The 21,343-nt window shown below is 49.3% G+C and carries 21 protein-coding genes; 18 read left to right on the forward strand and 3 right to left on the reverse strand.

From position 1 onward, the window contains the following. The first annotated feature begins 1 nt into the window (after position 1). From AACY82_RS08165 to AACY82_RS08205, 9 genes are read left to right on the forward strand one after another with little or no spacing between them, the layout of a single operon-like run. Positions 2-199 carry a hypothetical protein gene (locus AACY82_RS08165; RefSeq protein WP_339616296.1) on the forward strand — a complete coding sequence of 66 codons (198 nt, stop codon included), beginning with the start codon at positions 2-4 and terminating at the stop codon, positions 197-199. 25 nt (positions 200-224) lie between these two features. After that, complete coding sequence (locus AACY82_RS08170; protein ID WP_339616352.1) at positions 225-596, forward strand: DNA-binding domain-containing protein; 372 nt, start codon at positions 225-227, stop codon at positions 594-596. Next, positions 587-1,015, forward strand: coding sequence for a DUF1525 domain-containing protein (locus AACY82_RS08175; protein WP_339616297.1), 429 nt, complete (start codon positions 587-589; stop codon positions 1,013-1,015). The genes AACY82_RS08170 and AACY82_RS08175 overlap by 10 nt, the downstream gene beginning before the upstream one ends. Beyond that, a complete protein-coding gene (locus AACY82_RS08180) occupies positions 1,008-1,166 on the forward strand; it encodes a hypothetical protein (RefSeq protein ID WP_339616298.1) in 159 nt (52 codons plus the stop codon). Before AACY82_RS08175 ends, AACY82_RS08180 begins: the two co-directional genes overlap by 8 nt. Further along, on the forward strand, positions 1,159-1,647 hold the full coding sequence (locus AACY82_RS08185; RefSeq protein WP_339616299.1) for a hypothetical protein: 489 nt from the start codon (positions 1,159-1,161) through the stop codon (positions 1,645-1,647). The genes AACY82_RS08180 and AACY82_RS08185 overlap by 8 nt, the downstream gene beginning before the upstream one ends. Further along, positions 1,637-2,665, forward strand: a complete 1,029-nt coding sequence (locus AACY82_RS08190) for a TIGR03756 family integrating conjugative element protein (protein ID WP_339616300.1) — start codon at positions 1,637-1,639, stop codon at positions 2,663-2,665. Before AACY82_RS08185 ends, AACY82_RS08190 begins: the two co-directional genes overlap by 11 nt. A gap of 20 nt (positions 2,666-2,685) precedes the next feature. Further along, a complete protein-coding gene (locus tag AACY82_RS08195; protein ID WP_339616301.1) occupies positions 2,686-4,038 on the forward strand; it encodes an integrating conjugative element protein in 1,353 nt (450 codons plus the stop codon). Continuing rightward, complete coding sequence (locus AACY82_RS08200; protein ID WP_339616302.1) at positions 4,038-4,406, forward strand: hypothetical protein; 369 nt, start codon at positions 4,038-4,040, stop codon at positions 4,404-4,406. The genes AACY82_RS08195 and AACY82_RS08200 overlap by 1 nt, the downstream gene beginning before the upstream one ends. After that, positions 4,403-6,004 (forward strand): conjugal transfer protein TraG N-terminal domain-containing protein, encoded by a 1,602-nt coding sequence (locus AACY82_RS08205; RefSeq protein WP_339616304.1) that lies wholly within the window; start codon positions 4,403-4,405, stop codon positions 6,002-6,004. Before AACY82_RS08200 ends, AACY82_RS08205 begins: the two co-directional genes overlap by 4 nt. A gap of 413 nt (positions 6,005-6,417) precedes the next feature. On the opposite strand, the gene AACY82_RS08210 is transcribed toward AACY82_RS08205, so the two are convergent. Beyond that, entirely contained in the window at positions 6,418-6,834 is a 417-nt protein-coding gene (locus AACY82_RS08210) for a type II toxin-antitoxin system VapC family toxin (protein WP_339616305.1), read from the reverse strand. After that, positions 6,834-7,073 (reverse strand): type II toxin-antitoxin system Phd/YefM family antitoxin, encoded by a 240-nt coding sequence (locus AACY82_RS08215; protein ID WP_339616306.1) that lies wholly within the window; start codon positions 7,071-7,073, stop codon positions 6,834-6,836. Before AACY82_RS08215 ends, AACY82_RS08210 begins: the two co-directional genes overlap by 1 nt. A gap of 86 nt (positions 7,074-7,159) precedes the next feature. Here AACY82_RS08215 and topA point away from each other — a divergent pair, with 86 nt between their 5' ends. From topA to AACY82_RS08235, 4 genes are all read left to right on the forward strand, one after another. Beyond that, the gene (gene topA, locus AACY82_RS08220) at positions 7,160-9,118 is read left to right on the forward strand and encodes a type I DNA topoisomerase (protein WP_339616307.1); all 1,959 of its coding nucleotides are present in this window, start codon (positions 7,160-7,162) and stop codon (positions 9,116-9,118) included. Positions 9,119-9,363: 245 nt separating this feature from the next. Then, entirely contained in the window at positions 9,364-10,809 is a 1,446-nt protein-coding gene (locus AACY82_RS08225; RefSeq protein WP_339616308.1) for a hypothetical protein, read from the forward strand. A 66-nt stretch (positions 10,810-10,875) separates the two neighbouring features. Further along, entirely contained in the window at positions 10,876-11,739 is an 864-nt protein-coding gene (locus AACY82_RS08230; RefSeq protein WP_339616309.1) for a DNA adenine methylase, read from the forward strand. 114 nt (positions 11,740-11,853) lie between these two features. Next, positions 11,854-13,425 carry an AAA family ATPase gene (locus AACY82_RS08235; protein ID WP_339616310.1) on the forward strand — a complete coding sequence of 524 codons (1,572 nt, stop codon included), beginning with the start codon at positions 11,854-11,856 and terminating at the stop codon, positions 13,423-13,425. A 126-nt stretch (positions 13,426-13,551) separates the two neighbouring features. Here the strand turns inward: AACY82_RS08235 and AACY82_RS08240 are convergent, their stop codons facing one another. Then, positions 13,552-14,430, reverse strand: a complete 879-nt coding sequence (locus AACY82_RS08240) for a hypothetical protein (protein WP_339616311.1) — start codon at positions 14,428-14,430, stop codon at positions 13,552-13,554. 186 nt (positions 14,431-14,616) lie between these two features. Here AACY82_RS08240 and AACY82_RS08245 point away from each other — a divergent pair, with 186 nt between their 5' ends. The 5 genes from AACY82_RS08245 (at position 14,617) to AACY82_RS08265 (ending at position 21,323) form a co-directional block, all read left to right on the forward strand. Then, positions 14,617-14,883: a topoisomerase DNA-binding C4 zinc finger domain-containing protein gene (locus AACY82_RS08245; protein WP_339616312.1), complete on the forward strand. Its 267-nt coding sequence runs from the start codon at positions 14,617-14,619 to the stop codon at positions 14,881-14,883. A 328-nt stretch (positions 14,884-15,211) separates the two neighbouring features. Continuing rightward, a complete protein-coding gene (locus AACY82_RS08250; RefSeq protein ID WP_339616313.1) occupies positions 15,212-15,589 on the forward strand; it encodes a hypothetical protein in 378 nt (125 codons plus the stop codon). A 60-nt stretch (positions 15,590-15,649) separates the two neighbouring features. Beyond that, a complete protein-coding gene (locus tag AACY82_RS08255) occupies positions 15,650-16,960 on the forward strand; it encodes a TolC family protein (RefSeq protein WP_339616314.1) in 1,311 nt (436 codons plus the stop codon). A 23-nt stretch (positions 16,961-16,983) separates the two neighbouring features. Next, a complete protein-coding gene (locus tag AACY82_RS08260) occupies positions 16,984-18,207 on the forward strand; it encodes an efflux RND transporter periplasmic adaptor subunit (protein ID WP_339616315.1) in 1,224 nt (407 codons plus the stop codon). A gap of 14 nt (positions 18,208-18,221) precedes the next feature. Next, a complete protein-coding gene (locus tag AACY82_RS08265; RefSeq protein WP_339616316.1) occupies positions 18,222-21,323 on the forward strand; it encodes a CusA/CzcA family heavy metal efflux RND transporter in 3,102 nt (1,033 codons plus the stop codon). The last annotated feature ends 20 nt before the right edge of the window (positions 21,324-21,343 follow it).

The following is a 21,343-nucleotide window of genomic DNA, read 5'->3' on the forward strand; positions in this document are numbered from 1 at the left end:
AATGACTATTACAGTGGCATATAAAGAAACCGAAACCGGCATGCGTCCATGCCATCCGAGCAACATCCAACGTGGCGATATCTACTACCTCGTTGTGGATGGCGTAAAAGGTCCGCTGCTGAAAGCGACTGCAAGCGCACAGACGACCCCTGGAACCTATCGGGAAAAGTGGGAAATACCTAGTGTAGAAGCGGTGTAATAAAGGAGTGATCGCTGTGGGGAAAATGATTGGATGCGAATTTATCGCGTGGTTACAAGAGTCGATCAATAGCGGGGTTATTGTGATTGGAGGCGATGAAAGTCCTGTGCATTTGATATATGGCGGGCTATTTCTAGCAACGCCTACCACCTTCAAGATGTTTTGCGATGAACATTGGTTCCGCGCTCAACATGCGTTTTTATCACTACAGCTGCATGAACGATGCCCTGTTGATCAAGGTAATTTTCACGGTCGACACATTAAGGGTCGATCTAACGGACTTCTCTCGGTGAACTCTCACAAGGTTGGCATCATTATCCCATTTCATAATATAGAGCGGCTACTGCCGCGATTTTCAACCCATCTGTTTGATCAGGAGGCCCTGCAATGGGGATAAAAAATATCACAGGGGCATTGCTTATCGTGCTTAGCCTGGTCTCGATCGTTAGTCAGGCTCAAGAGTCGGTTCAGGTAGAAGTCTTTTATCGTAGCACTATGCATAGTGCTCCTAATAGCCGGTTACCTGGTGCGCAGATCACGCTTTGGAATCTGGATGAACCCAAGTTAGTTAAGCGCCACAAACCGAACATTACCGGCACTGAAAAGGATGTCCGGGCACAGGTAAGCAACTGGCTTTCCAGCGATCAAGGAAAAGCCCACATGGCGGCCGCCCGCGACTCCTACCGAGGTTTTGGCCAAGCCATGCAGTATCGCATCAAGAAGGTGCCTGCGATCGTTCTGGAAGGCCGGCAAGTCGTTTATGGCACCACCAATGTTCGTAAGGCTTTGATGATCTATCGAGGTAACCATGACTGAACTCCTTTTAGAAGAGGCTTATACCGAAGGTTACCTCGCCTATCAAGGCCAGCTGCCAGAGCACGCCAACCCCTACGTTAATGGGACTATGGATCACGAGCTTTGGTCAGATGGCTACGACGACGCTCAAGAGGACGAAAAGTATGTCTAGCGGGCCATTGTATGACAACGCCATCGAGCGTTTTGACTTTGACCGATGGGAGACTGTCAGCGCGGCTGAACTCAAGCCCGGTGATTGGATATTTGTGAACAATGCCACTCATCTGCTTCGTGATTTCCCCACCGTTAAGGATGGAAAAATCGTTTTAAAGGCTGTTCCTGTTAGTGAGGACCAAAGGCCTATCAGGCTAATGGTTGGTGAATATGCGAGTGATTTGAACCATGTCGCAATGGCAATGGATTACACCAATTCAGCCCTTAATGAGTTCGGTGACGGCACGGCCATGATAATGGACGTTGAGGCGGGGCCAGCGGCGGTGTTCTCCCCGAGGTTGGAAGTCTCTGAACTTGAAGCTTTCTGCAAGAAAAACATCTCTCGGTATGAAGCGCATTTCAATGCCAATGAGCACGCACTCGATCAGGGCGAGATCATTGGTATGGAGCCATTCTGGAGAAACGTCAGTGATTCGTAAGCTGTTTCTGATGGCGCTAGTGGTGCTCGCCATTGGCAATACTCGCGCCGACACAATCGATACGGAGATGCTTCTGCAGGCGTCCGTCGATTGCGTTGATTGCGTCGACTGGAAGCCCGTGGGTATTTGTATCTGGATGACCTGTACACCGTGGGGCTGCGACTTTGATTACTCCATCCGCTTTAAGAATTTCGTACCGGATTTTGTGGTGACAAGTTACAGCAACGCGAAAACACCATTTTCGGAGATGCAGAGTCTGGTCGATAGCTCCGAGTATTTTGGCTTCGCTGCGGGCTTTGCCACAACGCCAGGCAAACACGTGGATCACTTAAGGTTTAAAAAAGCAGAGGTTTGGGGGAATCCGGGCGTTGCAATTTATGAAGAGCTGCATGACTCATCCGATGAAATGATCTGTAAATCAGGCGTCACTCCCTACAAACCCTACTATCTGTGGGCGGCTGATTATATTGGTTGGCATATGAACATACCCGATATGTTCGACCCCAAAAGTTATGCCAGCTCAAATGTCATTGGCGGTAACAACGTTCGCTTTGGCAATCTCTATCCACGTTGTGGCTGGTCGATTAATCCCGAGGATCCGAAAGCGGCGGCGTTATCGGCGCAGCGTGCCGGATTCATTGTGACTGATCCTGATAACTCTGCGCGTGTTCGCATTGAGCCCGAGGACGACTGCGGTGATAAATGCTGGGCACCAGAGGCGATCGTCGAGAATGATATGTCCACGCACAAGTGGCAAATGTTGGTACCCAAGTACCAGACCAAGGGTGAAATCTTCGGTACCAAATCAGGATGGTCAAATTTTAAATACGACACCGACGAGCAATACGCTTGGTTGCTCTGGCGTCCGTACTCGTGTTGTTCGCGCCAAGGCGCGGTTTTGATCTTTAGCATTGATCTAACCGAGGACGAAGCCAACAGCTATAGCGATGAAGATTTCAATGATTTCATGGACACCGACGGCGCCGACTTTGGCGATGCTGGCGGGAGCTCAATATGAAGTCCATCTAGGAGCGCATCATGCGTACGACAAAGAAACGAGCCTCTGCCACCGTACTGGCAGCATTTTTTATCGGGGCGCCGGTTATGGCCGCTGACATCGATTTTGCGAATGTCGATATACGGCCTGTCGACAATTCGGCACTGTACTACAACATCGGCGGTGGCGAGCCATACCTGTTTGCCTACGATCAACGCTATCACTTGAATCTTGGCGTTGGCTTTCGCTGGAGCTCAGGAAATGTCTGCTCGGGCTTTGATCCTGAGGCCTCGATTAAGAACACCTTGAGAGACTCAGAGCGGAGTCTTTATGGGTACGTCGATGATGTAATCGCGAGTATTCCAACACTGGTCGCGAGCTGGGGGATCTCAAAGCTGCAGGAAGCAAATCCGGGCATTTACGATCTGATCACCAAAGGCCTAGTAGACGCAAAAGAAGAATACAACTTAAGCGTTAAATCGTGCGAGGCCATGACGAATGATGTTGCCAACGGAGAGAACCCGGTGGACGGTTGGGTGTCGATCGGCACTCGCGATAGTTGGAACAATCAGTCATCCGAACCAGATGCTGGGCAAGCCGAGGAGACTGTGGAGCGCACGGCCGGCAATGAAGGCATACAGGGTCCTGGTGGTGTCGATCTCGGGGGCCGTTACCAAGAGCCCATTCGTACCGTAGGTGACGTGGTTGGCGCCGGCTACGATCACCTTAACCCGGCCTCCACGGAGCGCCGAATAGAAACTTTATGGTCGCACCGTGACGATGCCGTTGACTGGGTAACCAGTGTAGTCGGCGAGAAAGAGGTGAAAGTCTGCAAAAGCTGTTCGCCCAAACTTAAAACTAAAATTGGCCAAGGCCTTCGCACAAAAATTAAAGAAGAGCGCGAAGATATTGCCCCAGAGCTGGGTACGCTAGTTGGGATGTGGAGCCAGCCCACCAAGGATGAGCTCGATGAGATCAGTGCACCTGGCATGGGCATTATGGTCACTGAGGATCTGATTCGAGCATTACGTGAAGAGACCAGTACGGCTGAGCGTTCCATCTTAGGAGCTCGCTTGGCCACTGAACTTGCACTCGCCCGGACGGTTGAAAAAGCACTCGTGGCCATGGATCTGATCAAAGCCGGCCGGCAAGAGCCAAATGTCGCGGCCAACGCCGAATACCAAAAAGAAGCGGACAAGGTACTGGCCCGTCTGCAGTCCGAAATTGACGGCATTCTGTATGAGCAGAACGTCAAGCAACAGGTGTTTGCCAAGACCGCTCAGGTGCTCATGGAGCGTCGCTCAGCGCGTATGAGTTCGGACGACGCCGGCGCGGCGATTGGCCGCTCAGCGTCACCTGATATCCAGCCATTCAGCGGCGGGGTGAGAAACTAATGACTACATCTGCCTCCCGCTGGAAAAAACGCCTGATGTTCATATTGGCCACGCTGGCCATCGTGATCGTATTAACGTTACTCGGCTTTTGGATGATTCAATCGCCAGAGCGCGCGCAATCGCTGAGTACTTTTGCAGAAGCCTCATTTTGGTGGTTTACAGCATCAAGATGGATCGTTTACGTTGCCCTTATTGCAGGATGGCCACGTTTCGTTGATTGGTTTGTTAAGACCTTTATCGACGCTGACAGTCGGCTCCAGGTGGCCGATTACGCCATGCTCTGGCGGTGGCCACTGTTGAGGGTGCTGGTCGTTTACGAGGTGCTGTTTCCGTTCAATTTGATTGGCTACTTAGGGAACTGGCTATGATCGTCAATGACGCTTTTGAGCTCTATACCACCGTGATGGGCTGGCATATCAATAATGGCTTGTTCCAGCTCATGATGGGTACCGGCATCATTCTCATACCGTTCGCCTTCATTATTGGTGGCAACATCATTGAAGCACGGAACAATCGCGACAAAGACGATATCGGCGTGTCGTTTTTTAATAAGACCGAAATGCAGCTGTATGTGGCGTTCTTCGTGCTGCTGCTGTGCGTTAACCCGATGGTCAATCTGTCCGTCAGTAATGTAAAAGCCATGGACAGCACCTGCGCTCCAGGTGACGGAGGCTCCACGCCCGAGGTCGAAGAGAACGCGTATCGCAACACGGGCACCACGTATGATCAAGTGCAGGAACTGGATCTCGGCGCCGATACTATTAAAATTCCGGTGATCTGGTATGTCTGGGATTATGTGGCGTCCTCGCTATCGTTAAGCGCCAAGGCCGCGCTACCGTGTCAAACCGACATCCGAAGAATCTCCACGATTGTTTCTACAACGAAAATCGAAGACATGAACCTCGCCGATGAGTTTGGTATGTTCATGCGCGATTGCTGGCGCCCGAGCCTTAACCGTTACCTTCACGATAAGCCGCCAGCGTATACGATGGGCAGCGCTCCTGCGGACGATATCGAGTGGGCTGGCAGCGAAGTTTTTCTTAATGGCCGACAATATTACCGCCACTTTCGAGCCGAGGAAGGCTTAACAAGTTTGCCTTATGACGCATTGAGAGATGAGGCGAAAGCCACTAATGCTACGTTAGCCGATGGTAAGGGCTATCCGTTCTGCGATGAATGGTGGATGGTCCCTGGCGATGGTTTGCGCGATCGCTTAATCGACCACTTCAAAATCGACCATACTGACCTTGCCTCCTTCTGGCCTGAATACGTCCAGGCACAGATCGATAACGGTGTGACGCCACGACCAACCTACGACGACATGCTGCTCAAAACCATATTAATGACAGATATTGACACAAGAAAGATGGTGATGGGCAACAACTACCCTCGATCCACCTGGACAGATCGAGCAAGTGATGGTTCGGCCATGGCAAGCCGAGGGGTCGCCGTTATCACTGATATTATGTCAATAGGAGATCGCAGCAAAGCGCTGGTGACACAAACGGCCGCGCCGATGCTGCGAGCTATTTTGCTGATGGTAATCACGTTCTTGATACCCATTATGTTGATTGCCAGCGGTTACAGCTTAGGTGCTGTCGTTACCATAATGCTTGTCAAATTTTCCATCTACTTCTGGATATTTCTATTCGCCGTTGCGGCTTGGCTAGACAATTACTTATTGGCCGCTTGGAGTGGTGTTACCGACGGGGATCTAAGTGGTTGGATTATTTTTAATTCGAATTACTCACAAGGCGAAAATATGGACATTGCCGTGTCAGCTCTGAACTTTATTACTCGCTGGATGCATATATTGCTGCCGATTCTATTTACTTCATTGCTGACAACAGTGGGCATCAACGCGGGAGGGCTTAGTAATGATGCCTTATCCGGCCCCGGTCTAAGAGAAGCGGGAGAAGCTGGAAAGTCTGCACCTCGCGATGCAGGTAAATTCGGTGGGAAATAAGGTGGCGAACATAAGCGGGGGGCTTACTAATCCCCCCTGTAGCGTCGCCCCCAGTTAAATTCGGTTGAACGCATTGGGTCATGGCCAGCTAAATCTGGTTCAGGTTCACTCTGGGTTGAACTACCAGAAAAGCGGCGGAGGAGTTCAACGGCCAAAAGGAGCAAGACACAAAAAGTGCGCAGAACAAACCACAACGCCTTACCCGTCCAGCGGGCGGCGGTCGCGGCTTTCCGTGTGAAATCTCGATCTGTGGCAGTGTCTGTGGCTTGCATGGGTATATCCTCCTGATTGCCTTAACAGTGTAGCGGGTGGTTAATCCGTGTTCAACCACGGCTGTTGCAGTTTCAGTATTTTGGGCGTTTTTTAAAGGTTGTAGAGCAATGTGGCAGAGGAAATCAATGAGTTACGTTTTTCTAGCTCCATGGGTTAAATACCTTCAGCCCATCAATTTTGAAATCTGCGACATTGCGCGTGATGACGGTCATGCCGTGAACCATGGCAGTAGCCGCTATCAGCGAATCTCGATATGGCCTTGGGTCCGGCACATGCATTTGAGCGCACTCAAGCGCCACCCGGGCGTCCACGGGCACAATACGTCCTGCAAAAGCCGGCATAACATGGTTGTCCAGCCAGTTGCGCAGCAGTTGTCCTTGGGAGTAATCCCGTCTTTCCACCAAGCAAATGCCGGTCTCAAGCTCCTGGAGCGTAATGGCGGACATGAACAAATTACGCGTCTCTTGAGACTCCGCCCACTGGGCAACTCTAGAATCCGCTTTGCCCGATCGTACTTTTCGAAGCTCAGATATCACATTGGTATCCAGGAGCAGCATCAGAACATGTCCGCCGCTCTGGCGGCTTCAGTGGACTTATCGATAGGTAGCTCGATGTCCTCGACGCCAGGCATAGCCAACAAATCAGCAATCTTTGGCTGCCCTGTGAGCCGATTGTACTCATCAATGCTCATTAGTACATGGGATGGCTTGCCTCGATCGGTAATGAATACCGGCGCTTCTAAGGCTTTCTTCTTTGCCTCGCTGGCGTGCTGGTTGAATTGTCTACTCGATAACATGGTGGTGTTCATCTCATACCTCATAACACAAACATTAAGCAGTTGTAGGCATGTTACTACATTCTGAATGCAAGAGGAAATACCCTATGAATCTCGTCATCGTCGAATCACCTGGTAAAGTCAAAAAGATCAGTCAGATCCTTGGTTCAGGCTGGGAGGTCCAGGCCAGTGTTGGCCACGTCCGGGATCTACCTGAGAAGGAAATGGGTGTTGAAGCCCCGGAATACCGACCTAACTACGTGCCCACGACCAGGGGTAAGGATGTACTGGCCAAGCTCAGAAAAGCGGTTCAGCGGGCTGACGCAGTCTATCTAGCGACGGATATGGACCGTGAAGGTGAAGCCATTGCGTGGCATCTGCAACAGGCTCTCAAGCTCAAGGCCCCCAAACGCATTGTCTTCTCAGAGATTACGGCCAAAGCCATCAAGGCCTCGATCAGTAAGCCTGGCAAAATCAATTATCGGCGTGTCGCCGCCCAGGAAGGCCGTCGAGTACTCGATCGATTGGTTGGCTACCGGGTATCGCCTAAGCTCGGGGATGTCACCAAGCAACGAGGCCTCTCCGCCGGCAGAGTTCAGTCACCGGCCGTGCGCATCGTCGTCGATCGCGAACGGATCATTGAAGCCTTTGTGACCACAGACCACTACGGTGCTCGATGGCAGCTCGGTGGCTGGTTCGCCGATTGGGATGTGAAACCCTTCTTGAAGGAAGGACAGGAGTATTTGCTCGACCGCTCATTGACCGAATGGGTGGCTAATGTCACTGAGGCCTCTGTCATCGCCTGTGACGAGACTCAGCAGTCCAAGGCACCACCAGCACCATTTATCACCTCTACCCTGCAGCAAGCGGCTTCCAGTCGCCTCAAGATGAAACCTAAGGCCACCATGGCCGCCGCTCAAAAACTCTACGAGCAGGGGCACATCACTTACATGCGAACTGATTTCCCGAATTTGTCTGAAGACGCCTTTCGACAGATTCAGGAGTACGGCCGCGCCAATGGTTTACCTGTTGTTGATCGCCAACGTACCTGGAAGGCCAAAGGCGATGCTCAAGAAGCGCACGAAGCAATACGGCCGACCCACATTGATCTCCTCGATGCCGGCGAAACCTCGGACCAACAGCGACTCTACAAATTGATATGGCAACGCACCCTAGCCTCTCAGCTGCAAGCCGCAAAATACGCTGTGCGCACTGTCCGGCTTCGCGCCGGGGAGCCGCCGCAGGGCAAATCCGTCGAGTGCGTGGCCAAGGGCCGGACCGAGCTCTCACCAGGCTGGAAGACTGTCTATGCCGACGATACGCCGGCGTCGAAGCAGGGTTCGGAAGAGACTTCAAATCCGGTACCCCAGCTGCAAGAGGGTCAGCTGGTCAAAATCATCGAGGGCAAGGTTCTGGATAAGCGTACTAAACCGCCATCTCGCTTCACTGAGGCTCAGCTGATTAAAGAGCTGGAGAAGCAAGGCATTGGTAGGCCATCAACCTACGCATCCATTATGGAAAACATCATGTCGCGAGGTTATGTCTCCTACGATTCTGCTGGCAAGTACCTAGTACCGACCGATACCGGATACCTAGTTGTCGACTGTCTGGTAGGCAGCCGCTTCAGCTTTATCGAGCTGGACTTTACCAAGTCCATCGAGGCCCAGCTGGACGAAATCGCCGAGGGCCGCGCCGGCTACAAGGGAGTCATCGCTACACTGGATGATCGACTGACTGCGGAGCTCACGAACATGGACACGCTGAAAATCGATGTGCCTGCCGCACTCATTCACCCGTGCCCGGAGTGCGGCGAGTCGCTGATCCGCCGCCCAGGTAAAGGCGGCAAAAAAGCCTGGTGGGGTTGCTCTGGCTATCCAGAGTGTAAGGTCACCGTGCCAGATAAAAACGGCAAGCCTGGCAAACCCAAGGCTCGTGAAGTATCTGACACGCCCTGCCCTAAGTGTGGGAAAGAGATGATTCGCCGAGAAAAAGGTGGTAAAGCTGGTTATGATTTTTGGGGTTGTAGTGGGTTTCCGGGGTGTGATGGGAGGGTACATCTGCCGTAGAATCCACACTCGGGGGCTTAAATGGGCACAAATGGCATTTATTAATATCAGCTGTTAAAATCGCTTGCCTTACAGGTAATAGCATATCTAAGAAAAAGAACAGACATATATTTACGGCTGGGATCTCGATCTACGGAAATACCTCCCCCTCGAATCTCCGAGAACCTTATTCCGCTAAGCTGGGATCTTAGTTTGATCGCCATTAATCCACCAAGATCCCTTAAAGTCCATACATGGAGCGTTGTATGACAGAAATCATAACTATTAATGTCTTGGATATCTATTTGGACCCGGAAAATCCGCGTCACGACCCTATTCTAGATCAAGACAAAATTATTGAGCAGTTACTTAAAACTGACAAAGTTAGGGAGTTGGCTCGAGATATTGCTACTAACGGCCTAAACCCTCTCGAATTATTAGGTGTTATTAAAGACAAGGATAATAATTTTATAGCAGTGGAAGGGAATAGGCGTCTATGTTCGCTAAAGTTGCTAAATGATCCAGAGTCGGCCCCAGCTGGAACATCAAAATACTTTAAACAGCTTTCTGAAGCAAGCACTTCAGTGCCTACAGACATAACCTGCATACAGCTGAAAAATCGGGATGCTGCAGATGTCTGGATCGAGCGCAGACACGAAGGCGAACAAGGAGGAGTCGGAATTCGGCAATGGAACCCGACGCAGAAAACTAGACACAATACGCGTCGCATGAAAAAAGATTCCAATGCGTTGGCGTTGTCGATTATTGAGTATGCATCCAAGCTTGGCTTGATTACACGCTCAGAAGGTGAGAAAAAAATTCTTACAACGGCGTCCAGGTATCTTGGGAACCCATATTTTAGAAAAACGATAGGTGTTGTTTCAGGACGATCAGATCCCAGCGTAATTATTAATGTAACCTACGATGACTTTGATAGGGTTATCGAACGCTTTTTGAAAGACATTCTTGATGACGCTACAGATGTCAACTCAAGGACTAACAAGGCATCATGGGAAGGTTACGCTCGCAAGCTAATTAACGATGGTGATGCACCAGTAAGTCGAGCAGAGAAAATAAAATTATCGGATAGAAAGTACTTTGATAAGCCGTCCACCCCGATAATTCCAAATGACTTGTTGTCCAATAGTGATGGAGAAAGTTCCAGCACCAACGGAGGGGGCGATAGAGAAACAAACTTACCTGGAAACGGTGAGAATCAAAACAATGCGAATAACGAAAAGCCTAGGCAGCGGGGTTTGCAAACCAATGACCCAGACAAAAGGAAGTACATTCTACCTTACGACTTCAATCCGACAATCTCAGATAAGATATTAAGACGTGTATTCAGGGAGATGAAGAGCATTGAAACAGAATATCACGCATTGGCGGTTTCATTGCTCACAAGAGCCTTTCTTGAAAGTGTTTACAAGAGCTTTTATGAGTCTAAGATTGATCGTAATGTCCCCAGCAAAGCAAATGATGTGCTTACCAAAATAATCCCATATATTGAAGGGGTTTTACATCAATTAAATGGTAGAGAAAAGCAGGCCCTAGGAGCTCTAAGAAGAGTTAACTCAAACCAAAACAATGTGCTCTCACCCAAAACACTGGGCGCATTTGCTCACGCAGGTCATTACCCGACGAAAATGGAGCTGCATACTCAATGGGACAATATTTCTGAAATTGTAATGTACATGATTAGAGAGCTGTAGAGCCATGGCCATGTTATGCGCTTAATGGTAGAATGACCTAGAACTATTAATTATTTGGACTCTAGTATGGCAACAACACCTTCACCTTTAAGGTATCCCGGAGGCAAGGCAAACATAGCCAGCATGGTCTCTGAGATTATTAAAGATAATGACTTGTGCCGAGGACATTACGCAGAGCCATACGCGGGCGGCGGAGGTCTGGCATTATCCTTGTTGTTCAAGGGGCATGTACATTATATACATTTAAATGATCTTGATCGTTCAATCTGGTGCTTCTGGAATGCAATCCTAAAAAATACGGAAGAGTTTATCTCTAGGATAGAGAGTGTAGACATCACTCTTGATGAGTGGTATCGGCAACGAGAAATCCAGAAAGATAGAGACAATCAAGATAACTTGGATGTAGCATTTTCAACATTCTTTCTTAATCGAACCAACAGGTCTGGTGTTATTTTGAAAGCTGGTGTTATTGGCGGTCTTGAGCAAGACGGGAAATATAAACTGGACTGCCGTTTTAACAAAAAAGGGTTAATTGATAAGATATTAAGAATAAAGAAATATAAGAACAGGATTCATGTCTATAATTTGGACGCAATTGATTTCATAAAAGCAACCAGGAGCGAATTACCCACCAAAACCTTGTATTGCATCGACCCGCCTTATTTTGTAAAAGGTTCCACGCTCTATACAAACTTTTATAATCCTGATGATCACAAAAAAATCGCGACTCTACTAAATAGGTTGAGTAAGCCGTGGATATTAACTTATGATGATGCCCCTGAAATACAAGAGTTATATAAAAATAAACGGCAATATAGATTTAATCTAAATTACAGCGCCGGGATTAAGCGGGTCGGCACTGAATTATTAATCACGAGTGACAAGGTTTCCATTCCACCTGAACTTAATATTTCGAAAATATCCGCTTAGAGTGGGAATAATTGACTGACTTCCGAGCTTTATATATTTGTCTTTGATGCAGGATATTCGATCCTGCTTCGACATTTGAATTAACGTTGACTGTAAATAGGATGTTTGAGTTACATGATTATTAAAAAGGTCGAAATTGCCAAGTTTAGAGGGTTTAAAGATGTTGGGTTTTCTCTTGGAGAGTACATCACCCTAATTGCCGGCCAGAATGGGACTCAAAAAAGTACATTGCTGGGGGTTCTGACTCAAACATTTACTATTCCGAACAATGAACATGCATTTTCTAATGAAAGTCCACTTACAGGAGGAACCTTTCGATCTGCATTTCAAGACAAGTTTAGACTGTCCCCCGCTCTGGATGCAGCAGGAAGTCACCTATGGACTTTGTTTTTCCATGATCACAATATACATCCAGATATAGATGAGTCTGGAGGCTTTACAGTAGAGAGCATTCCTAGAAATGCGAAAGCTTCAGGGGCCAAGAAAGGAATTCGATTCTGGCAAAAAGGGAAGCGAGACGCAGGTAGCGGTTATGTTCAAATTCCGGTTATTTTTTTAAGCTTAAAAAGACTGATACCTATAGCTGAGGCTGGGTTTTTTAAGAAAAACAATATATCTCTAACAAGCCAGGAGAAAGATTGGTTTTCAAAACAATATAATAAAATATTATTAAGCATGGACTCCTTTCAGGAAATAGATTATTTGCATAGCCACTCGAAGAATACTCTGGGTGTCACGACCGATTACTACGACTGGAACACTAACTCGGCGGGTCAAGACAATATCAGTAGAATTTTGCTAGCGTTCATATCATTTCAACGTTTAAAGGATAATTTTCCTAGCGAGTACAAGGGCGGAATCCTTGCAATCGACGAGATTGACGCAACATTATACCCGGGAAGCCAGATTAAACTGATAGATTTCTTGACCTCACACTGCAAGCGGCTTGACGTTCAGGTTGTTGCAACAACACACTCTTTACACGCGATTGACAAGGTCTATGGCTTAAAAAATTCCAAGGGTAGAAGCTCCCAGTTTAGCATAATTTATTTAAAGAAAGTCGATCGCGCAGTCGTCGCAGATGAGAATCCAGACTACAGCTCTATTGTTAACAACCTAAACGTCAGCATTGGGAAATCTCTTAACGCCCGAAAATTCTGTGTTTATACTGAAGATTCTGAGTGTGTTCACTTTGTGAAAGCACTTATAGGTCGAAAATATCCAAACTTACATTTCCCTGACATTAAGCTCGGTTGTGGAAACCTCATTCAACTCGGAAAGAAAAAAGTCGAGAGCTTTTCATATCCAAATTCAATTGTGGTTCTTGATGGTGATGCGAAGAAAGAAGTTAGAAAGTCAAAACTGAAGAACTATATTTGTTTACCCGGTGATCGCCCACCAGAGATAATGTTAGCTGAGTTTTTGTCTGGCCTACCCGATAAGAGCCCCTTCTGGGAAGAAAAATGTCAAGGATACTCCAAGCAGGTGTGTTTTGTAGATTACGATCTTGATGACATATCATCGTGTAGAACTAAGGCCAAGAATTGGTATAACCAACAGCTGAATTCCGACGCATGGGGGCGACAAGCCGCCACTTTATTTAGATATTTCTTGAAGTCGATCCCAAGAGAAAAGGAAAATTTTTTGACGGCATTTGATTCTGTTTACAGAAACCTAAAACACTAAGTGTTCCTGTCAATCAGGCCCCGAAGACGCCCAACACTGACAGACGCTGGTTCAAAACGGGTAACCGTCAGATTAAATCAGTGTCTGTCAGTTTAGAGCTAAGCTACTACAAGTTATCTGCGAATATTACTTGTCAAACATAACTGGGTCGGAAACATAACGGGCACTGTTATTAGTAAACAAGTTTTGCGGGAATTTTGCGGGAAATTTAGGAAGCCATTGTGGGCCCGGCACGGGTGAGTAGCCTCCTCGCCATGTTATTTCATTACCAGCCTGATCAGTAAGAGCAAACTCCTCAATAAGCTGCCACAGAGTATAAACACAAACTTTTCCATCTGGTACGTCAAATGAGTATGTCTCAGTGACTGTTTTCTGTTCAGAAATGGTGATTGAGGTACTGGTCGACTCTGACAGCTTTGCAGACAGCCCTTTAACGGCGATCCCTAGTTCGGCGCTAAAAGTTTGTGTATCTGTTGTCGACATGCCTTGAGTGGTTGCGATACTTTTACTAAAACTTTGCTTACCTATGATTTTATAACTGCCGGTATTTAGCCAGTAACGTTTGTATTGGATTTTGGACTGCAGTGGGAACTGAGGATCTGTGATGGTGTCTTTATTAACCGGCGCGTAGGAACCATGTCCCTCACCATCATCACCCCAGAAATAGATAAAAAAATCGGAATCAGATGTCGACACGAGAACAGAAGTTGAGGTATTGGGTGGAAATTCATCTTTGTTAGCAGGTTTTGGAACCGGGGGGAAATCTGAGCTTTGTAACTCTTGCGTTGTAAGAAGCTGTACTTTTTCAATAGATATATCAGCGATTGGAGGCGGGGCCAACTTGGTAGGTGATAGAATAACACCTTTCAATTCGGTCTGGGTAAAACCTAGCAATTTTAGCTTTGACTGTGCTTCGCTTAGAATATTAACGTCATTATTTAGGGGGATATCTATGCATCCTGTTTTTCCGTCCGCTGATAATGCGTGTAGGGTAAGATCTTTCATATTAATTCCTTTTCGTAGCGTTTTGGCCAAGCTACGTTAGCCGGCCTTTAGTGATAGTCCAATACAAAATTTTCCTAAACCTTGCAGTTAACGTACCCCGAGAAAAGAAGAAGTGGAATTACAACTCATTACATTTAAAGTTTAAGCTACAAAAGAGACGTCCACCGCTTGTAATCCCCGTCTATAATGCAAGGCTGTTTAAAATGGGGGAATTACATCTACCGCCCCGGCAAAGGCGGCAATAAAGCCTTGCGGGGTTGCTCTGGCTACACTGAGTATAACGCGACCGCGCCAGTTCAGGGCGGCAAGCTTGGCAACCCCAAAATTCCCGGAGTATCTGACGTACTCTGCCCGAAGTGCGGTAAGAAGATGGTTCGCCGCAAAAAAGGCGGTAAAGCTGGTTATGATTTTTTTGGTTGCAGTGGGTTTCCGAAATGTGACGGGATCCTATAGAGTTTCGACATACATCAGTAAGATTGTAAGCGCCTAAGCAACCACACCCTTCACCTTCCAGGGCAGTAACGCTTCAATATCATCCACTGTCACAGCTTGAGGAAGCTCGGCGGCTTTATTGCTATGTCAGGGCTAGTCGGAACTAATACAATTAAGGTAGGCCTTAGCACACCTATGGCCAGTGTGTCGAGAACCGTTTTATCCCCTCCCTAAGAGCAATCGAGATGCTCAGTTATCTTTAATTTAAATAGTGTGGACAACATACTTTCGGTCTAATCATTTTATTGTTAGTATTCTTACATCAATTTTCTTAGGCCTGCTTGCTTTAATGATAAATCGTTGGTTGATAAACGTATTAGCGCTGGTGATTGTTCTGCAATCAGCGGTAGCTATTGGCGGTGCCATCCACGCAGATCATTCTGAAGCGCTTCAGCACCAACACACTCATACACAGCATGAGCATTCTCATGAACTGGGGGCCGCCGACAAGAGCGTGCAAGAGTCAGAGCCGTCTTCTATTACATCAAACCCGTCGCAAGATCACCCTGCCGATCATTGCCATCACACCCATGCACAACTCCAAATCACGTTAATCGGTGAGCAAATGGACATAACCGTTTTAGCAAACAGTGAGTTATTGTCCGACTATAAAGCAAGCCATACCTCAATCTCCCTACCTTCCCTGCTCCGCCCTCCAATCGCCTAATCCTACGATCCATCCCACTCGGGATATATTTTTACGCTAGTTCTTCGTAGGAGAAGTTACATGCTTTTTTGCAAGCCCAAGAGCACTGGGCGGCGTCTATTGCCGCGTCAGTTTTATATACATTTATTGTGTCTGCTTTTTTTGACACTCAATATCGCCAACGTACAAGCCGAACAGGCGCCCTTAACCCTGGCTGAGGCTCTATCACGGACGATGGCGCAGAACCCTAAGCTGCGGGTGTTCGATTTCCGCCTGCAAGGCACCGATGGAGAGCGCATGACGGCCGATCAGGCGCCGGCTTATGAGGCGGGCCTAGAGGTCGAGAACATTCTCGGCAGCGGTGCCACGCAGGGCCTAGACAATGCGGAATACACGCTGACATTGTCGTCGATCATTGAGCTAGGCGGAAAGCGCCAAGCTCGCACGGGCGTAGCAAGCTCGCGGTATGACTTGATTGAGACCAGACGGGAAGCCGAAACACTGGATCTATTGGGGCAAGCGACTCAGCGATACGTTGCCACCTTGGCGCTACAAGAAAAGCTTGATTTAGCCTCTCAGTCAGTGGCGCTAAATGAGGCCGCTTTCAACACGATCAAGCGTCGCGCCAAGCAAGGTGCCGCCCCCGAAGCCGAAATGCTGCGCGCCAAAGCCGCCCTCGCAAATAGCCAGATTGCGCACTCTGCGGTGCAAACCGAGTACGAGAAACGGAAGATGGCGTTAGCTTCAATGTGGGGTGAAACCCAAGTCGATTTTCAACGCTTAAAAGGTGACCTGTTTCGGTTCGAACCCAGCGAGCCATTTGCAGTGCTTTACCAAAAGGCAAGTGAGAGCCCTTTGATCCGAGTTTACGCCAGTGAGCAGCGTATGCGCGACGCCGAACTCCAGCTGGCGAAAAGCCAATCGGATAGTAATGTTCGCTGGCAAGTCGGTGCTCGTCGTTATGAAAGAACCGGTGACTCAGCACTGGTGGCAGGTGTATCCATGCCCCTTTTTGCTGGGAGCAGAAACCAGGGCAAGGTAAAAACGGCCATGGCGGCACGCGACGAGGTGGAGTACCGCCAAGAAAGCGCGCTACTGCAATTGCATACCCTGTTATTCGACGCTTACCACTCCCGCCAACACAATATCGATGCGGTTAAACGGCTGCGCAGCTCAGTACTACCTGAACTGAGTAAAGCTTTAGAGCTTACCCAACAAGCTTATGAGCGTGGCCGTTATAGCTATGTGGAGTGGACCGCGGCGCAACACGAACTGCTGTCAACCCGCGAGGCACTCGTAGACGCCGCCACCGACGCATTGCTCAATCAAGCGCTCATTGAACAGCTTACCGCGCAGTCCATGACCCAACGCCAAGCCGCGGTTACGCGCTAATCACCAGACACAGGATGATAAACATGAAATTAATCAAACCCTTTTATTGGGTTCTAGTAGCCACCTGTCTGGCGGTCTCCCCTATCAGTGTCGCCGAAATGTCGGCAACTGACGAGGCAACCACACCCGAGACTAAAGGCCCCCATGGTGGCCTGCTTTTACAACAAGACAACGCCACCGTCGAGCTGCAGATATTCGAACAAGGAGTGCCTCCGGAGTATCGTGCATGGATAACAAAAGACGAAAAACCTGTTACTGATGGTGTTGATCTAAACGTTCAACTTACCCGTCTTGGTGGGCAAATAGACTCTTTTGACTTTACCTACCAGGGAGATTATTGGTTAGGCTCTGGGGTGGTAACCGAGCCCCACTCTTTTGACGTTGCCGTAACACTTACCCATAACGGCGCGCAATACAACTGGCAATGGGAGTCACACGAAGGCCGTACCAGTATCGCTACCGATATCGCTGAAAAATCTGGAATCCTAACAACCAAGGCCGGCCCAGGCTCAATTAATCGCACAATGACGACCTACGGGCGATTGAGTATTGCACCGGAAGAGATGGCACGTGTGCGCGCCCGCTTCCCCGGTAGCATCACCAAGGTTAATGTTCAATTGGGTGACCGTGTTGCCAAAGGCGACTTGCTAGCAAAAGTGGAATCCAATGAAAGCCTTATAGCTTACAACCTTAACTCACCCATTGACGGGGTTGTGATTGAGCGGGACATCAGCGTTGGCGAAATTGCCAGTGAACAGCCCTTGTTCACTATCGCCAATTCAAGCACCTTGTGGGCAGAACTTCGCGTGTTTCCGAGCCAGCGTAAAGAGGTGGCGGTCGGCCAAAAAGTGCAATTAAAAACTGCAGGAGCCGAAGATCAGCAAGCAACTGTCAACTACTTACTGCCTTCCACGGACAACGCCCCCTACACTATCGCCCGCGTAAAAGTGGATAACGAGAATAACGCCTTGAACCCCGGCCTATTAGTAGCCGGCGATATCGCAGTCGAAACCGTTGATGTGCCGCTGGCAGTAGATAACCGCGCACTGCATTCTTTCCGGGACTGGACCGTGGTCTTTATTCAGGTAGACGACATTTATGAAATCCGTCCACTGGAGCTAGGCCGAAGCGATGGCACCTTGACTGAGGTGCTGGGTGGGCTGCAAGTAGGCGACCGCTATGTGGTGGAAAACAGCTATTTAATCAAGGCCGACATTCTAAAATCCGGCGCATCCCACGACCACTAACCTAGGAGACCATGATGATTAATGCCATCTTACGCTTCTCGGTAGAGCGGCGATTTTTAACCTTATCTTTCATACTAATATTGATCGGTGTTGGCGTTTCGAGCTTTCAGCACCTGCCCATTGATGCTGTGCCGGACATCACCAACGTTCAGGTGCAAATCAATACCGAAGCGCCTGGCTATTCTCCCTTGGAGGCAGAGCAGCGCATAACCTTTCCCGTGGAAACGGCACTGTACGGCTTGCCAGATTTGGCCTACACCCGATCCATTTCTCGCTACGGTTTGTCACAGGTTACGGTGGTCTTCGAAGAAGGCACGGACATCTATTTTGCCCGCAACCTAATTGATGAACGCCTCAGTTCCATCAAGAATGCCCTGCCGCCGGGGCTGGAGCCAGAAATGGGCCCCATCGCAACCGGCTTAGGTGAAATCTTGATGTACACCGTGGAGGCACGGCCTGGCGCTACTCAGACAGACGGCAGCCCACTGGATGCCACTGCATTGCGAGAGATTCAAGACTGGATTATTAAACCCCAGTTGGCGCAAGTGCCGGGGGTGATTGAGATCAACACCATCGGTGGCTATGACAAACAATACCACGTTACGCCATCCCCCAAACAGTTGTTGGGATTCGGCGTAACCATGGATGAGTTGGTTGAGTCTTTAAAAGCCAACAACCTCAACCGTGGCGCAGGCTATATCGAGCGCAACGGCCAACAACTATTGGTTCGCTCGCCAGGACAACTAGCCTCCATCGCCGAAATTGAACAAGTGGTGATTGCCAACCGTCACGGCGTACCAGTAAAAATCAGCGATGTAGCCGAAGTCGCTATTGGCAAAGAGCTTCGCACTGGGGCCGCCACCCGCGACGGCAAAGAAACGGTGATGGGTACGGCTATGATGCTGGTGGGAGAAAACTCCCGTTCCGTCGCACAAGCAGTGGCCAAAAAATTGGAGGCTATCCAACCCTCACTGCCCGCTGGCGTCAAGGTAGAAACGGTGTACGACCGTACAACCTTGGTAGATAAAGCTATCGCCACCGTAGAGAAAAACCTACTTGAAGGGGCTCTGTTGGTGGTCGTGGTACTTTTCTTACTGTTGGGCAATCTGCGTGCCGCATTAATCACCGCAGCGGTGATTCCCTTATCCATGCTGGCCACTATTACTGGCATGGTGCAAACAGGCGTATCTGCCAACCTTATGAGCTTGGGTGCACTGGATTTTGGGTTAATCGTTGATGGTGCCGTCATTATTGTCGAGAACTGTATCCGGCGGCTATCCCAAGCCCAACACAATGGCCCGCTACCGTTACGAGAGCGAATCCAATTGGTGTTTGAAGCCACCAACGAAGTTATTCGACCAAGCCTGTTCGGTGTCGCCATCATTACCGTTGTCTACATGCCAATTTTTTCTCTCACTGGTGTCGAAGGCAAGATGTTTCACCCCATGGCGGCCACAGTGGTAATGGCGCTAATGTCTGCCATGGTGTTATCGCTAACCGTAGTGCCGGCCGCTGTGGCAGTGTTCATGGGCGGCAAGATCAGTGAGAAGGAAAGCGTAGTCATCAGCGGTGCCAAATCACTGTACAAGCCCGCATTGCTGGTCGCCATGAAGTTCCGCTGGCTAGTATTGGGCAGCGCAACCGTACTGGTAGCCGTCTGTATTTGGCTGGCGACCACTTTGGGTTCGGAGTTTATTCCGCAGCTCGACGAGGGCGATATTGCGCTACACGCTCTGCGCATTCCGGGCACAGGGCTGGAGCAATCCATCAAAATGCAGTCACAACTGGAAGAACGCCTGAAAGCGTTCCCAGAAGTGGACAAGGTAATCGCCAAAATTGGCACACCAGAAGTGGCCACCGACCCTATGCCCCCGAGTGTGGCGGACAACTTTGTCATCCTCAAGGCTCGCGATCTGTGGCCAGACCCCAGCAAAACCAAAGATGAGCTGGTGGCCGAAATGGCAGCGGCTGTGACCCAGCTTCCGGGCAACAAATACGAGTTTACTCAGCCGATTGAGATGCGCTTCAACGAGTTGATCTCCGGCGTACGGGCTGATCTCGGCATTAAGGTTTTTGGCGATGATATGGATCAGCTACTCGCGTCTGCACAGGCCGTCCAGAAAGTACTTCAAACCGTGGAGGGTGCGGCGGATATACAAGTTGAACAGGTCACAGGGTTGCCCATGCTGTCTGTCCACCCCAAGCGAATGGTGCTGTCGCGCTATGGCCTAAATGTCGAAGACGTACAAGCGTTGGTGGCAACCGGCATTGGTGGTAAAAACGTCGGTTTAATTTACGAAGGCGACCGCCGCTTTGAACTGGTGGTGCGTTTGCCCGATACGATAAGGCGTGACATCGACAGTCTAGCCTTTTTACCCATCCCCCTGCCAAACGGCGATTATGTTCCGTTGTCAGAAGTGGCCGAACTGGAATTAGCACCGGCCCCCAACCAAGTCAGCAGGGAAAACGGCAAGCGTCGGGTAGTAGTAACCGCCAATGTCCGAGATCGCGACCTAGGCGGCTTTGTCGAGGAGGCAAAGGCGCGTATCGCCAAAGAGGTGGACTTGCCGGACGGCTATTGGCTAGATTACGGCGGCACCTTTGAGCAACTACAATCTGCCACAGCACGGCTTGCCATTGTTGTTCCAATCACGCTGGCGATCATCATTGGTCTGTTAATTATGGCGTTTGGCTCTTTAAAAGACGCGTTGATAATCTTCACTGGGGTGCCGCTTGCTCTTACGGGTGGGGTGCTGTCTTTATGGTTACGAGATATGCCACTGTCTATTTCGGCAGGGGTCGGTTTTATCGCACTGTCAGGCGTCGCAGTCCTCAATGGGCTAGTCATGGTCGCCTTTATTAGAGACCTGTGGAGCGAAAAAGGAGATCTTGTCACAGCTGTTGTAGAAGGTGCACTGGTTCGCCTACGACCCGTCTTGATGACGGCCTTGGTAGCGAGCCTAGGTTTTGTGCCCATGGCACTCAACACCGGCACCGGCGCCGAAGTACAACGGCCGCTGGCAACAGTGGTGATTGGCGGGATTATCTCATCGACCCTGCTGACGTTGTTCGTACTTCCGGTGCTTTATGCACTGTTACATCGCAAGAAAACCTAACCTAAGTGCAGACGAAAGGC

Source organism: uncultured Gilvimarinus sp. (assembly GCF_963972205.1).
GTDB lineage: Bacteria > Pseudomonadota > Gammaproteobacteria > Pseudomonadales > Cellvibrionaceae > Gilvimarinus > Gilvimarinus japonicus.